Below are 14,515 nucleotides of genomic sequence, written 5' to 3'. Positions count from 1 at the left end.
GGAGTGATAGAATGAGCATGGATTTCAATTTTTTCATGAATGACGTTGTGACACAAGCGCGTAAAGAAATCACAGCTGCTGGTTATAAAGAACTAAGAACACCTGAGGATGTAGAAGAAGCGTTAGGACAAAAAGGTACAACTTTAGTTATGATAAACTCTGTATGTGGTTGTGCGGGCGGTATTGCACGTCCAGCAGCCTCCCATGCCCTTCATTATGATAAGCGTCCTGACCAACTGGTTACCGTTTTTGCTGGACAGGATAAAGAAGCAACAGAAAAGGCTCGCAGCTATTTTACCGGCTATCCGCCATCCTCTCCGTCCTTTGCCTTGCTAAAAGACGGAAAGATTGTTTCAATGGTTGAAAGACACCAAATTGAAGGCCACGATCCCGCTGCAGTCGTAGCAAGACTACAAAAAGAATTCGAAGAAAACTGCGAAGAACTTTAAAGAAATGTGCGTTGTCTAAAGAGCTAATCTCCTATTTGGAGATTGGCTTTTTTACTATGTTTAAAAAGTATTAATAATTTTTATAAATATACTTGCATAATTATTTTACTCTGTGTTAAAATTCATTACGTTGCATAAATATTAAACTTTAATTCTATAAAGTTAGTAAACAACTTTATAAAAACTTAATTAATATTCAGAAAATTATAGGAGGAAAACAAAAATGAAAAAAGCAATTATATTATTCATAACTACTTTAGTATTTGCAGCAGTACTTGCAGGCTGTGGTAAAAGTGAAAGTGATAACGCAGGAGATAAAAAGACACTCGTTATGGCAACCTCAGCGGATTATGCGCCGTTTGAATATATTGAATCAGATAAGAGTGACGAAATTATTGGTTTTGATGTTGATTTAGCAAAAGCACTTGCAGGAAAACTTGGATATGAAGTTGAAGTAAAAGATATGGATTTTGGTGGATTGATTCAGTCACTTAAATCTGGTCAAGCAGACTTTGTATTAGCAGGAATGACTCCAACGGAAAAAAGAAAGAAAAATGTAGATTTCAGTGATATCTACTATACAGCGCAGCACATGATTATCTCTAAAAAAGACAGTAATATTGCAACAGTAGAAGATTTAGAAGGTAAAACAGTTGGTGTTCAGTTAGGTTCGATTCAAGAAGGTAAAGCAGAGGAAATTAATAAAACTGTAGCAATAAAAGTAGAAAATCGTAACCGTATCCCAGAGCTTATTCAAGAATTGAAAGCCGGCCGTTTTGACGCTATCATTATCGAAGACACAGTAGCGAAGGGATATCTTGAGAAAGAAGCGGATTTAACGAACTTCACAATGAGCGATGACCCTGAAGAAGCAGGATCTGCGATTGCATTTCCAAAGGATAGCGAGTTAACTGAGAAATTTAACACAGAGCTTCAAAAAATGAAAGAAAACGGCGAACTACAAGAATTGATTGTTAAGTGGTTTGGTGGGGAAAACTAATTCTACTACTAAGACGTTCAGAAGTCTTCTGGACGTCTTACTCATTTTATTAAATTAGAGAGGACGGCAGTTGAATGAACTTAGATTTCACACAATTTATTCCTTCAATGCCCTACATATTAGAGGGAATACTCGTTACACTTAGAATTGTTATTCTAGCAGGTATAATAGGTTTTATTTTAGGAATAATCCTTTCCTTGTTTAAAATTAGCAAATTCAAATTTCTCGGTTGGTTTGCGGATGCATATACCTCGATTTTTCGCGGTACTCCATTAGTGTTACAGCTGATGTTAATTTATTATGGTTCGCCCCAGTTGCTTGGATATCAAATTGAACCTTACGCAGCTGCTATTTTATCCTTTGCACTTAATTCTGCTGCTTACATATCAGAAATTATCAGGGCAGGAATTCAGGCAATTGATAAAGGTCAGCAGGAAGCCGCAATGGCTCTTGGTGTGCCTTACACAAAAATGATGTGGGACATTATCCTTCCACAAGCGCTTAAAAATATCCTGCCCGCATTAATGAATGAATTTATTACATTAACGAAAGAATCTGCAATTGTCACAACCATTGGGGTAATGGATATTATGCGTCGTTCCTACCAAGTTGGAGCTGAAAATTACTCGTTTTTTGAACCGCTCTTAATTGCCGGGATGATTTATTACGTAATGGTCATAACCTTAACCTTCCTAGGAAAAGCGGTTGAAAGGAGAATGAAACGCAGTGATTAAGGTAGAAAATTTACACAAAAATTTTGGTAAGCTTGAAGTATTAAAAGGGATTTCCACAACAATCGAAGCAGGAGAAGTGGTTGCAATTATTGGTCCGTCTGGTTCCGGGAAGTCTACCTTTTTACGCTGTATGAACCTTCTTGAAAACCCGAGCAGCGGTCGAATTCTAGTGGCGGGCCAGGATGTTACCGATAAAAAAACGAATATTATGAAGGTAAGGCAGAACGTCGGGATGGTTTTTCAGCACTTTAATCTATTTCCGCATAAAACCGTTTTACAAAATCTTACCTATGCACCTATAAAGGTAAAAGGATTGTCAAAGGCTGAAGCGGAAAAGATTGCTTTGGACTTGTTAGAAAGAGTTGGATTAGCAGAAAAAGCAAATGAGTATCCAACAAGATTATCTGGCGGGCAAAAGCAGCGGGTTGCCATTGCAAGGGCACTGGCAATGGAACCAAAGGTTATGCTGTTTGATGAACCAACCTCAGCACTTGACCCAGAGATGGTAAAGGAAGTATTAGAAGTAATGAAGTCATTAGCCGACACTGGAATGACGATGGCGATTGTGACACATGAAATGGGCTTTGCACGAGAAGTAGCAGACCGCGTTCTTTTTCTTGATGGCGGTGTTCTTGTAGAGGACGCTAATCCACAAGAATTTTTCACGAATCCAAAAAGTCAGCGGGCACAAGATTTCTTGCAAAAAGTCCTCTAATCAGGATAAGCTAAAGATGATCAGTCATGATCATCTTTTTTTTATGGATCTTATCTTAAACTTTGTTACATGGAACAAAATTTAATGATTATGTTAAGTTTCCGCTGAAAACAGAATAATCCAATAAAGAAAAGAGCATCCCAACTAATTCTAAAGCGGGAAAATAGCTATTTCCACGTTAAAATCGGCTTTAAGATTTTAACAACAATCTTACAAATACAGCCTTTTTTTTGAGGAGAATAGTATGAAATTTAGAATTGGGTATCGAACGATAAAAACAGCGCTTGGAACCGCCATTTCCATCTTAATTGCTCAACAATTGGGATTAGAAAACTTTGCATCGGCAGGTATACTTACAATTTTGTGTATCAAAGTAACGAAAAGAAAGTCTTTAAGAGCGTCTTGGGATCGATTTTTAGCCTGCTCTTTGGCTATGCCATTTTCAAGTTTATTTTTTGAAGTCTTCGGCTATCATCCAATTGTCATCGGGGTTATGCTATTATTTTTTATCCCAACTGTTGTATTGTTTAAAGCGAACGATGGAATCGTTACGAGCAGTGTCATTATCTTACATATTTATATGGCAAACAAATTATCGCCAGCTCTTTTTCTTAATGAACTAGGGGTTATTATTATCGGAATTGGCGTTGCGCTTCTGATTAATTTATATATGCCTAGTGCAGATGATAAATTAAAACACTATCAATTGAGAATCGAGGGAAATTTTAAAGTTATTTTCTCTGAAATGGTTACTTTTCTTCGAACGGGCGAAAGTAACTGGACTGGAAGAGAAATTACCGAAACGGCAAATTTACTTGAAGAAGCAAGGTCTTTCGCTTATCGAGATGTAGAAAATAATTTTTTAAGAGAAGAAAATGACTTTTTTCATTATTTTAAAATGAGAGAAAAGCAATTTGAAATTATCGAGAGGGTATTACCGATTGTGACTTCACTTACAGTGACACTTCCTCAAGGAAAAATGATTGCCGATTTTCTTGAGGAATTATCTGAAAATATTCGCCCAGGAAACACAGCGAATATTTATCTTGGAAAATTAAAAGAAATGAAAAAGGATTTTGTAGATATGGAACTCCCGAAAACGAGGGAGGAATTTGAAGTCCGTGCTGCACTGCTGCAATTAGTGAAAGAGATGAATGAATATCTAATTATTAAAAGTTCCTTTAAATTATCAAAATGGAATAAGCGGAGGAAGATCGAAGCAAACTAAGGTAAAAATGGCAGGTGGATTTTATGATTAAAATGCTAACGCCAATCTTGTTTGCTTTTTTTATTTCCCCTCTTTGGCCATTAGGGGCAAATCCTTTTCCAGGTGACACTTTTGTAATTGTAAATAAAACAACGAATGAATTGGCTTTGATTGACGATAATAAGGTCCAAACCGTAGTGAGTGTTGGGACAGGGAAAACCAAAGACTTAACTCCTGAGGGGCTTTTTACGATTACCGTAAAGGCAAAAGACCCATATTATCGCAAGAAGGATATTCCTGGCGGCGACCCAAACAACCCTCTTGGTTCAAGGTGGATCGGCTTTAATGCGGAGGAAACGGATGGAAGGATTTTTGGAATTCATGGAACCAATCAGCCAGCTTCAATTGGAAAATACGTATCACAAGGCTGTATTCGGGCACAGAACGAAGTAATTTCTTCTTTATATCCTTTGATTCCATTGGGGACAAAAATACTAGTTACCTCTGTTAAAAAACCATTTGACATCCTTGCAAAAGAATATGGAGCAATGAATTAAACATCAAAAGGGACTGTTCTCGGAACAGTCCCTTTTGTCTATTTTTTATTAAATAAATTGTGCAATCCCGATTAAGAGAGTTGAAGCTAACATCGCAAATAGCATCAAATATACGATTAATTTTCTCGTTTTTTTCTTAGACATAGTGGGTTCCCCCTTTTAATAATATGCTTTATCTCTATTCTACAGGGAAAAACCTAATTGAACAATGGAACAACCTTTCAATTTGGGAAGGAATTATGAATTTTTTAGCGAATATGGTAATTGTCGAAACTATTAAAATTTTGGAAACAGAGGGGTAAAGATGATTAAAAAAGTAGACCACATCGGTATCGCCGTTCGATCACTTGAAACGACACTTCCCTTTTATACTGAAGTGTTGAATCTTCCTTTAGTGGGGATTGAAGTGGTGGAAAGTCAAAAGGTAAAGGTTGCGTTTCTGAAAGCTGGGGAAACGAAGCTTGAACTTCTAGAGCCAACGTCGGAGGAAAGTACAATTGCAAAATATATCGAGAAACGTGGTGAGGGGATACACCATGTTGCACTGGCGGTTGATTCTATTGAAGAAAGAATTCATGAAATGAATACAAAAGGAATCACAATGATAGATAAAGAACCAAGAATTGGTGCCGGAGGGGCTCACATTGCCTTTATGCATCCAAAGTCAGCATCAGGTGTTCTTTTGGAACTATGCGAAAAGAAGGGATGAGGGGTAATGATTGACATTTATGAAAAAATTAATGAATTATATGATAAGCGCCGGGAAGTTGAACTTGGGGGCGGAGACGAAAGAATTGAAAAACAGCATGAAAAAGGAAAATTAACGGCTAGAGAAAGAATAGAACTTTTAGTCGATAAAGGGACATTCATAGAATTAAGTCCATTTATCGAGCACAGAACAAACGACTTTGGTCTTGATGAACAGAAGGGACCTGGTGACGGTGTTGTTACTGGTTATGGCAAAGTAAACGGCAGACCGATTTACTTATTTTCACAAGATTTTACGGTATTTGGCGGAGCGCTTGGGGAAATGCATGCCCAAAAAATTGCCAATGTCATGGATTTAGCGGCTAAAAATGGAACGCCATTTGTTGGCTTAAATGATTCGGGCGGGGCTCGAATCCAAGAAGGTGTTGTTTCGCTAGATGGTTACGGTCATATTTTTTATCGAAATGCAATATATTCGGGAGTGATTCCACAGATATCCGTTATCATGGGACCTTGCGCCGGTGGTGCCGTTTATTCACCAGCCATTACAGATTTCGTTTTTATGGTTGAGAAAACAAGTCAAATGTTTATTACAGGTCCAAAAGTAATTGAAACCGTAACGGGTGAAAAGATTTCAGCTGAGGATCTTGGTGGAGCTCATGTTCATAATAGCATTAGCGGAAATGCACATTTTGAAGCTCCTTCCGAGCAGGAAGTTATAGAAGAGGTTCGAAAACTTCTAAGTTATCTTCCTCAAAATAATGAAGAAAAGCCTCCAAGACTTCCAGTTGAAGAAGAAAATGATTATCGTCCGGATTTAACGGATGTTATTCCATTTGACGCCGTTCGTCCTTATGATGTCCGGTTAGTTATTGAACAATTAGCCGATGCGGATTCTTTTATGGAAATTCAAAAAAGCTTTGCAAAAAACATTGTTGTTGGCTTTGCACGAATTAAAGGTGAAAGTGTCGGATTTGTTTGCAATCAGCCAAAGGTAATGGCGGGTGGACTTGACATTAATTCATCTGACAAAGCCGCAAGATTCATTCGTACCTGTGATTCCTTTAATATCCCAATTATTACACTAGAAGATGTAACAGGTTTCTTTCCGGGTGTTAAACAGGAGCATGGGGGGATTATTCGCCATGGAGCGAAGATACTATATGCTTATTCAGAGGCAACTGTACCCAAGCTGACGGTTATTTTAAGAAAAGCTTATGGGGGTGCCTATGTTGCACTCAATAGCAAGTCTATTGGTGCTGATTTAGTCTTTGCGTGGCCCAATGCTGAGATAGCCGTAATGGGTCCACAGGGTGCAGCCAATATCATTTTTGCAAGGGAAATTCAAAATAGCAATAATCCAGAACAGGTAAGGCAGCAAAAAATTGAAGAATATCGTGAAAAATTTGCCAATCCATATGTAGCGGCAAGCCGTGGGATGGTGGATGATGTGATTGATCCGCGTGAAACGAGAATAAAAATTATTCAAGCTTTAGAAATGCTGCGAAACAAAAAAGAGTCTAGGCCATTCAAAAAACACGGGAATATCCCACTCTAAGCAATCATTTGATGACAAGTATCCGAAGGGGTATACTTATACAGTGAGTATATAAAACGGAGGGTTATTCTAATGATTAATCATGAACGTCTTTTGAATGAATTCTTGGAGCTTGTCCAAATTGATTCGGAAACAAAATACGAAACTAAAATTGCAAAAGTATTAAAACAAAAGTTTACCGACTTAGGTCTGGATGTAATTGAAGATGACACAACAGCTATTACAGGGCATGGTGCCGGAAATTTAATTTGTACCTTGGCCGCAACAAAAGAAGGTGTTGATCCTATCTACTTTACATCACATATGGATACAGTCGTTCCAGCAAAAGGTGTAAAGCCGTCGATAAAAGATGGCTATGTAGTTTCCGATGGTACAACGATTTTAGGCGCAGATGATAAAACCGGTTTATCGGTTATGCTTGAAACCATCCGTGTTCTAAAAGAACAGAATATTCCACACGGGATGATTCAATTTGTTATCACGGTTGGAGAAGAATCTGGACTTGTTGGGGCGAAAGCACTTGACTCTTCCTTATTAAAAGCAAAATATGGTTATGCGTTAGACAGTGATGGTTTAGTAGGAAATATCGTCGTTGCAGCTCCAACACAGGCTAAGATAAAAGCTGTTATCTATGGAAAAACAGCTCATGCAGGTGTAGCACCAGAAAAAGGAGTCTCTGCTATTACGATTGCTGCAAAATCGATTGCAAAAATGTCATTAGGTAGAATTGATTCCGAGACTACTGCGAACATTGGCAGGTTTGAAGGCGGTTCAGCTACAAATATTGTATGTGACCGTGTTGATATATTAGCAGAAGCGCGTTCACTAATTGCTGAAAAGATGGAAGCACAAGCGGCCAAAATGAAAGAAGCTTTTGAAACAACAGCGGCTGACATGGGTGGAAGAGCAGAAGTTGAAATTGTGGTTATGTACCCAGGCTTTAAATTTGGTGAAGGTGACCAAGTCGTAGAAATCGCTCGTAAAGCAGCAGCGAAAATCGGCCGCAGCTGTGAATTACAGCATAGCGGCGGTGGAAGCGATGCAAACGTTATTGCTGGATTTAACATTCCAACCGTAAACCTGGCTGTTGGTTATGAAGACATTCATACAACGAACGAGCGCATGTCAATTGAAGAATTAAACAAGTTAGCAGAAATGACAATCGCGATTATTGAAGAAGTTGCAAACCAATAAGGATAGAATAGAGGAGAGCCATCTGGTTCTCCTTTTTGTTATACTATAATACATACCCATTTGATTAGGAGTCGATTCTACGTGAAGGAAATGTATCCGAAAAAGGGAAGAGTGATACTGCATGTGGATATGAATAGCTTTTATGCCTCCGTGGAGATGGCGTATGACCCGGAGCTTAAGGGTAAGCCGCTTGCCGTAGCGGGAAACGTTGAGGAGCGACGTGGAATCATTATTACTTGCAGCTACGAAGCGAGAAAATTTGGGGTCAAGACGACGATGCCACTATGGGAAGCAAAGAAGCTCTGTCCGCAGTTAATTGTAAGGAAGCCCAATTTTGAACGATACCGAACTGCGTCGATTGCTATGTTTGAAATTCTAAGAAATTATTCCGAACTGGTGGAACCGGTATCAATTGATGAAGGGTATTTAGATATAACCGATTCCTATGAGCTCGGCAGTCCAATCGAAATCGCCCAAAGTATTCAAACAAGGGTCCTTGAACAACTGGATTTGCCATGCAGTATTGGAATCGCACCCAATAAATTTTTAGCTAAAACAGCTTCAGATATGAAAAAACCAATGGGAATAACAATCCTTCGCAAGCGGGATATCCCCTCTGTGTTGTGGCCATTAAATACGAATGAAATGCATGGAGTTGGTAAAAAAACAGCAGAGAAGTTAACGACCATTGGTATTCACACGATTGGAGAGTTAGCTGCTGGAAATGAGATACAACTAAAATCACTGCTCGGTATTAATGGTATTCGAATAAAGGAAAGGGCAAATGGAATTGATCCTCGGCCTGTTGACCCTGATGCGGTTTCGGAGTTTAAGAGTATTGGGAATTCAACCACCTTGCCGAAGGATACTAGCAATCAACAAGAGCTGAATAGGGTACTGGAATCTTTGGCTGAAACTGTTTCAATAAGGCTTAAACGTAAAAATGTCCTAACAGCCACAGTGGGGATCACAATCCGTTTTAAAGACCGCAAAACGATTACACGAAGTAAAAAGCTTTCAAATCCCATTCAACATAAAGAGGACATCGCAACCCTTGCAAAGCATATTTTTCTGAAAGCTTGGAATGGAGATCCTGTCCGTTTGTTAGGCATAACTGGATATGATTTAGTTGAGCAAGATTTGGCTTTTAAGCAGCTTGATTTGTTTTCTTTTGAAAAAGATGCAAAAAAAGAGCCGTTACTCAAAACACTTTCTACTCTACGTGATAAATACGGGAAACATATTATTGAAAATGCCGGCACAAAAAAAATCAAACATGCTGATAATGTGGGAACCGGAACCAGTTTTAATAAAGATTTTCTACGAACCTTCCCTCAAAAAAATAAAGAAGAAGATGATTAAAGGCCCCGCTCTTGTTTAATGACAAAAGCGGAGCCTTTTATTTTATTTACAAATATCAACATCTAATGCATTAACAGGCCACCAGAAAAATCCGTCTTTTTCTAATAGCTTATCTGCTGCCTCCGGCCCCATTGATCCGGAAGGATAGTTTGGATAGTAATCCGCTTTGTTATTCTCCCATACTTCAGAAATATTATCTACAAACGCCCAAGAGTAGGCAACTTCATCCCAATGAGTAAAGTTCGTCGCGTCCCCTCTCATACAGTCATAAAGGAGCTTTTCATATCCTTCAGGGGTATTCATCGCATGAATTCCAGTATTGGCAAAACTTAGTTTAACTTCTTGGGCATCAAGATGGCCGCCAGCTTTTTTAGCATTAAGATGTAATGTAATGCCTTCTTCTGGCTGGATATGAATGACAAGCAGGTTCGGATTTAACAGTTTTTCCGGCTGATAATAAAGGTTCATCGGAATGTCTTTAAATTGAACAACGATTTTCGTTGATTTAGTTGCCATTCTTTTTCCTGTACGAATATAAAATGGAACGCCTGCCCAGCGGAAATTATCAATCATAATCTTTCCAGCCACGAACGTTTCTGTATTTGATTCTTTGTTCACCATTGGCTCAGCACGGTACTCAGGCACCTGCTCATCCTCGACCATTCCTGCACCATATTGTCCGCGGACAAAATATTTATCTACCTTTTCTCCCTTAATCATACGTAATGACCGAAACACTCTGACCTTTTCAGAGCGGACCTCATCGGTCGTTAACTTAATTGGCGGTTCCATTGCAAGCAATGCTACCATCTGCATCATATGGTTTTGCACCATATCCCGGAGTGCACCGCTTGTTTCATAATAACGGCCGCGTTCTTCTACTCCGAGTACCTCACTGGACGTAATTTGAATATTGGAGATATAACGGTTATTCCATAATGGTTCAAATATCGCATTGGCAAAACGAATAACTTCAATATTCCGAACCATTTCTTTCCCTAAATAGTGATCAATTCGGTAAACTTCTTCCTCTGAAAAAGCAGTTCGAATTTGCTTATTCAACTCTTTTGCCGATTCTAAATTATGCCCGAATGGTTTTTCAATGACCAGGCGTTTGTAGCCTTTTACATCGGTCAATCCATCGGATTTTAAATGGAGGGCAATTGGACCGAAGAATTCAGGTGCCATAGCAAGATAAAAAATTCGATTTCCTTCTAACTCATATTGCTCATCAATCTGCTCTGCCAAATCTTTTAGAGCTAAATAAGAGCTGGAATCCGCTACATCATGTGACTGATAGTAGAAATGAGACACAAACTCATCGATTTTATCTTTCTTACCTAGAGCGTTTAAAACGGAGTCCTTCACAGAATTTTGAAAATCTTCGGTTGATAATGGTCTCCTGGCCACGCCAACGACCGCAAATTTATCTAACTTTCCTTTTTGAAACAAGCGGTAAAGGGAGGGAAAGAGCTTTCGAATAGCTAAATCTCCTGTTGCACCGAAAATCATGATTAATGATGTCATATTTCTTGATTGTTCCACTGTCATTACCTCTCCTTAATATGTATTCAATTTAGATTTAGCCAAAATTGATTGAAGCATGTATGAAATCTAAATCCCTTTAAAAGAGAATACCACGGATATAGGGCATTTGTGCAAGTGATATGCTATATTATTTGTAACATTATATCGAAAAGGAGGAGTTGGGTTGGATATCCTTTTTTTAGGAACGGGTGCTGGTGTTCCGGCAAAGCTTCGCAATGTTACTTCAATTGCCTTAAAATTACTCGAAGAGCGAGGCGCGATTTGGTTATTTGATGCCGGTGAAGCAACCCAGCATCAAATCTTACATACATCCATAAAACCTCGCAGAATCGAGAAAGTTTTCGTTACCCATCTTCATGGCGATCATATCTATGGTATTCCCGGTTTATTAGCGAGTCGTTCTTTTCAAGGCGGTGAATCAGAAGTAATCGTCTACGGTCCCAAAGGTATAAAGGAATTTATAACGATAAGTCTTTCTGTCAGTCAAACCTACTTAAAATACCCGTTAAAGATTATAGAAATTGATGAGGGAATTATTTTTGAAGATGAACAGTTTCGTGTAGAAGCACGGCTGCTTGAGCACGGCATTCCCTCATATGGGTATCGCATTGTCGAAAAAGACAAACCTGGGACTCTTTTGGCCGATAAGCTTGTTGAAGACGGAGTACAGCCCGGTCCTATTTTCCGAAAAATAAAAGAAGGTGAAAGTGTGACGCTTGAAAATGGCAGAGTCATCATCCCTGAAGATTACCTAGGGCCAAATCAAAAGGGACGGATTGTGACTATTCTTGGCGATACAAGATATTGCGATAATGCTATTTCATTGGCAAGGGATGCTGATTTGTTAATACATGAAGCTACTTTTTCAAAAGGGGAAGAGCAGTTGGCCTTTGATTATTTTCACTCGACCACTCACCAGGCCGCAGAAGCGGCTAGACGCTCTGGCAGCAAGCAGCTCTGTTTAACCCATATCAGCTCACGTTACGACCGTCAGGCATGGCGTGAACTCGTAATGGAAGCACAGGAAATCTTTACGAATACAGACATTGCCGAAGACTTTAAAGAAATCAACATACCGAGTAAATAGTGATATTAGGGTTAATTTAAATTTATCTGCGATAAAACGGATATATCAGCGTTAAATGAAATATATCTGCGATAAAACGGATATATCAGCGTTAAATGAAATATATCTGCGATAAAACGGATATATCAGCGTTAATTGAATTATATCCGCGATGCCCGTCAGTTATGGTCACTATTTGCCATCTCTATAGTGACCGTAACTGTTCATAAAACCATTCCTGCTTAATGCTCCCTATCCTTTTCCCGTAACTCGCTTAACTTGTACAGTGTTCCTCTCCACATAATGCCGCCGCGTCTATAGGTTAGCCAGCTGGCACGGATGATTGAATAGATAAACAAGAGAGCAGTCACAGGCAATACGAGAAACATTGCAGGAGAGAAGATGGTCATTTTTTTGATGACCATTATGTAGTGAATCCCGCTTAACACAATAATTCCTAAGCTTAATAGTGCGACTATTTTATTAGAAGAAAATATTGTTATGAAGGGCAGAACATTCGTAATAAAAACCCCGAATATCGCAAAAAATACCATACTTACCCGGTAATGTAATCCGGCAAATGTATTTTTTTCGAGTCCGACAAATGCTTCCTGCAAACTTCCATACCATTCAACCTCAATGAGCTTCAACGCGGTGACAATTCTTTGACGATATCCAGATCGTTTCATTCTCATTCCTAGCTGTAGATCGTCGTCCGGTCGCATTTTCACCATTTCATGCGTTCCAAAGCTTTCATATGCTTTTCTTGAAACAAGATTAAAAGCCCCAATCCCAGTCCCGATTTTTGACTTTGGATTATTAGCTGCCCAAGGTCTTTTAAAATAGGAAAAACCAAATAGAAAAAAGGCAACAAATGATTTAAGCCAAAAGTTTTTTGCGCTCAAGTTTGGGGAAGCTGTTAAATGGTCCAGCTCATTTCTTTCAAAATAATGAAGTGCCTTTGCAAATGCCTCTCTTTCAAATCTTACATCCGCATCCGTAAATAAAATCCAGTTCCCAGAAGCTCCAAGGAATCCTCTATATAAGGCGTTATTTTTTCCAAGCCAGCCTTCTGGTAATTCATCTATATGAAGAACTGAAATCCGCCGGTCTTTTAGCCGCAACTCCTCCATCATAAGCCCAGTATCATCCGTTGACCGATCGTTGACGAGAATCCATTCAACGTTTTGATAAGTTTGATTTAACTGACTGAGAACACTGGGTTGTATTTGCTTTTCCTCATTACGGGCCGCAACAATGACCGATAACAGTGGTCCGTTTTCCAAGCTTTGTTCAATTTCTAAAGCGTCTATTTTTCGTAAACCTATTAAACCGTCTAGGAGAAAAACAATCCAGACAAAAATTTCTAAAGCAAATAGAATGGTTAACATCGCGTACACTTCCCAAAACCTTTTAATGCTAGTTTAAATGAATAGAACCAAACATCCAAATTAAGTAGTTGGTTCGGTCACTTCCAGCTGTTCACGTAAGGCCGCCCCCATTTTTTTTGATTGGGCAGTTGCAGCCTTAATACAAGAAATAAATGCTTGTTGGACTTGATGATCTTCAAGTACTTTGACACCAGCCTCTGTGGTTCCTCCAGGACTTGTAACATCTCTGCGCAGCTGCTCAGATGACTTTGTTGAATTTTTCACCATTTCAGCAGCCCCAATTAAGGTTTGCACGATTAATTCACTCGCCATTTCCTTGTCGAGTCCAACCTCTACAGCACTTTTTTCCATTGCCTCAATAAGGTAATAAATATAAGCAGGACCGCTTCCAGAAAGTCCTGTTACGGCGTCCAGCTGTTCCTCCTCAACAAAAGTTGTCAAGCCAACGGTTCCAAACAAATTTTTCATTGCCTCAATTTGTTGGGAAGTAACACGGTCATTTACCGCAACGGCGGTGGCAGATTTTCCAACCGCCGCCGATGTATTGGGCATTGCCCTAACAATGGCGATTGGCAATCCTGCTAATGCTTCAATGGTGTTAATGGACACTCCTGCTAAGACTGAGACGACGAGCATTTCTTCGGTTAAATATTCCCGAATAGATTGTATCGCTGGTGCAACATCCTTTGGTTTCATCGATAATATGACCATGTCTGCACCTGTGAGCAATTCGTTTAAATCATAGCTTCCACTGATACCATAAGTATCACTTAGCTTTTTCAACCTTTCTGAATTGGAATTGTTCGTTACCCAAATATTCTTGCTATCCATTAAACTTTTTTCAAGAATCCCTGAAATTAGTGCTTCTGCCATTGAGCCTGCACCGATAAACGCTAGTTTTTTCAACGTTAAGCCCCCTAAAGATTTTTCAGTGATTATGCTTGATAAACCCTTATCTGTCAAGAAATAAAGTTACATAATTTTTCAACTATTTAAATAAACCATGCAGAAAAAATGACAATGCAG

The 14,515-nt window shown here is 39.0% G+C and carries 15 protein-coding genes; 11 read left to right on the top strand and 4 right to left on the bottom strand.

Going from position 1 to position 14,515, the window contains the following annotated elements; translation table 11 throughout:
- Nucleotides 1-11: 11 nt before the first annotated feature.
- The 6 genes from AC2TFD_RS21735 (at nucleotide 12) to AC2TFD_RS21710 (ending at nucleotide 4,662) form a co-directional block, all read left to right on the top strand.
- Nucleotides 12-449 carry a BrxA/BrxB family bacilliredoxin gene (locus tag AC2TFD_RS21735; protein ID WP_335509891.1) on the top strand — a complete coding sequence of 146 codons (438 nt, stop codon included), beginning with the start codon at nucleotides 12-14 and terminating at the stop codon, nucleotides 447-449.
- Nucleotides 450-672: 223 nt separating this feature from the next.
- Complete coding sequence (locus AC2TFD_RS21730; protein ID WP_484673940.1) at nucleotides 673-1,449, top strand: transporter substrate-binding domain-containing protein; 777 nt, start codon at nucleotides 673-675, stop codon at nucleotides 1,447-1,449.
- Between the two features lie 74 nt (nucleotides 1,450-1,523).
- On the top strand, nucleotides 1,524-2,183 hold the full coding sequence (locus tag AC2TFD_RS21725; protein ID WP_335568412.1) for an amino acid ABC transporter permease: 660 nt from the start codon (nucleotides 1,524-1,526) through the stop codon (nucleotides 2,181-2,183).
- Nucleotides 2,176-2,898 carry an amino acid ABC transporter ATP-binding protein gene (locus AC2TFD_RS21720; protein WP_335568411.1) on the top strand — a complete coding sequence of 241 codons (723 nt, stop codon included), beginning with the start codon at nucleotides 2,176-2,178 and terminating at the stop codon, nucleotides 2,896-2,898. Before AC2TFD_RS21725 ends, AC2TFD_RS21720 begins: the two co-directional genes overlap by 8 nt.
- Before the next feature lie 244 nt (nucleotides 2,899-3,142).
- Entirely contained in the window at nucleotides 3,143-4,126 is a 984-nt protein-coding gene (locus AC2TFD_RS21715) for an aromatic acid exporter family protein (protein ID WP_484673939.1), read from the top strand.
- Between the two features lie 23 nt (nucleotides 4,127-4,149).
- Nucleotides 4,150-4,662: a L,D-transpeptidase gene (locus tag AC2TFD_RS21710; RefSeq protein ID WP_484673938.1), complete on the top strand. Its 513-nt coding sequence runs from the start codon at nucleotides 4,150-4,152 to the stop codon at nucleotides 4,660-4,662.
- Nucleotides 4,663-4,710: 48 nt separating this feature from the next.
- Here the strand turns inward: AC2TFD_RS21710 and prli42 are convergent, their stop codons facing one another.
- Nucleotides 4,711-4,806 carry a stressosome-associated protein Prli42 gene (gene prli42 / locus AC2TFD_RS21705; protein ID WP_335519958.1) on the bottom strand — a complete coding sequence of 32 codons (96 nt, stop codon included), beginning with the start codon at nucleotides 4,804-4,806 and terminating at the stop codon, nucleotides 4,711-4,713.
- Between the two features lie 160 nt (nucleotides 4,807-4,966).
- Between prli42 and mce the strand changes: the two genes are divergently transcribed.
- The 4 genes from mce to AC2TFD_RS21685 all read left to right on the top strand — a co-directional run bounded on the left by mce (nucleotide 4,967) and on the right by AC2TFD_RS21685 (nucleotide 9,484).
- Complete coding sequence (gene mce, locus AC2TFD_RS21700) at nucleotides 4,967-5,371, top strand: methylmalonyl-CoA epimerase (protein WP_484673937.1); 405 nt, start codon at nucleotides 4,967-4,969, stop codon at nucleotides 5,369-5,371.
- Nucleotides 5,372-5,377: 6 nt separating this feature from the next.
- Nucleotides 5,378-6,928: an acyl-CoA carboxylase subunit beta gene (locus AC2TFD_RS21695; RefSeq protein ID WP_484673936.1), complete on the top strand. Its 1,551-nt coding sequence runs from the start codon at nucleotides 5,378-5,380 to the stop codon at nucleotides 6,926-6,928.
- 72 nt (nucleotides 6,929-7,000) lie between these two features.
- Nucleotides 7,001-8,122 carry a M20/M25/M40 family metallo-hydrolase gene (locus AC2TFD_RS21690; RefSeq protein WP_335510610.1) on the top strand — a complete coding sequence of 374 codons (1,122 nt, stop codon included), beginning with the start codon at nucleotides 7,001-7,003 and terminating at the stop codon, nucleotides 8,120-8,122.
- Nucleotides 8,123-8,203: 81 nt separating this feature from the next.
- Entirely contained in the window at nucleotides 8,204-9,484 is a 1,281-nt protein-coding gene (locus AC2TFD_RS21685; RefSeq protein ID WP_484673935.1) for a DNA polymerase IV, read from the top strand.
- Nucleotides 9,485-9,526: 42 nt separating this feature from the next.
- On the opposite strand, the gene zwf is transcribed toward AC2TFD_RS21685, so the two are convergent.
- Entirely contained in the window at nucleotides 9,527-10,996 is a 1,470-nt protein-coding gene (gene zwf / locus AC2TFD_RS21680) for a glucose-6-phosphate dehydrogenase (RefSeq protein WP_484676356.1), read from the bottom strand.
- Between the two features lie 199 nt (nucleotides 10,997-11,195).
- Between zwf and rnz the strand changes: the two genes are divergently transcribed.
- Nucleotides 11,196-12,119 (top strand): ribonuclease Z, encoded by a 924-nt coding sequence (gene rnz, locus AC2TFD_RS21675; RefSeq protein WP_335568404.1) that lies wholly within the window; start codon nucleotides 11,196-11,198, stop codon nucleotides 12,117-12,119.
- Nucleotides 12,120-12,340: 221 nt separating this feature from the next.
- Here the strand turns inward: rnz and AC2TFD_RS21670 are convergent, their stop codons facing one another.
- Both AC2TFD_RS21670 and proC read right to left on the bottom strand, forming a co-directional pair.
- Nucleotides 12,341-13,489 carry a glycosyltransferase family 2 protein gene (locus AC2TFD_RS21670; protein WP_484673934.1) on the bottom strand — a complete coding sequence of 383 codons (1,149 nt, stop codon included), beginning with the start codon at nucleotides 13,487-13,489 and terminating at the stop codon, nucleotides 12,341-12,343.
- Between the two features lie 60 nt (nucleotides 13,490-13,549).
- Nucleotides 13,550-14,395 carry a pyrroline-5-carboxylate reductase gene (gene proC, locus AC2TFD_RS21665; RefSeq protein WP_335510618.1) on the bottom strand — a complete coding sequence of 282 codons (846 nt, stop codon included), beginning with the start codon at nucleotides 14,393-14,395 and terminating at the stop codon, nucleotides 13,550-13,552.
- Nucleotides 14,396-14,515 lie beyond the last annotated feature (120 nt).

It is taken from the genome of Neobacillus sp. plas4, from assembly GCF_057221695.1.
The sequence above is the reverse complement of the archived record's forward strand: the minus strand, read 5'-3'. Positions and strand labels throughout refer to the sequence as shown.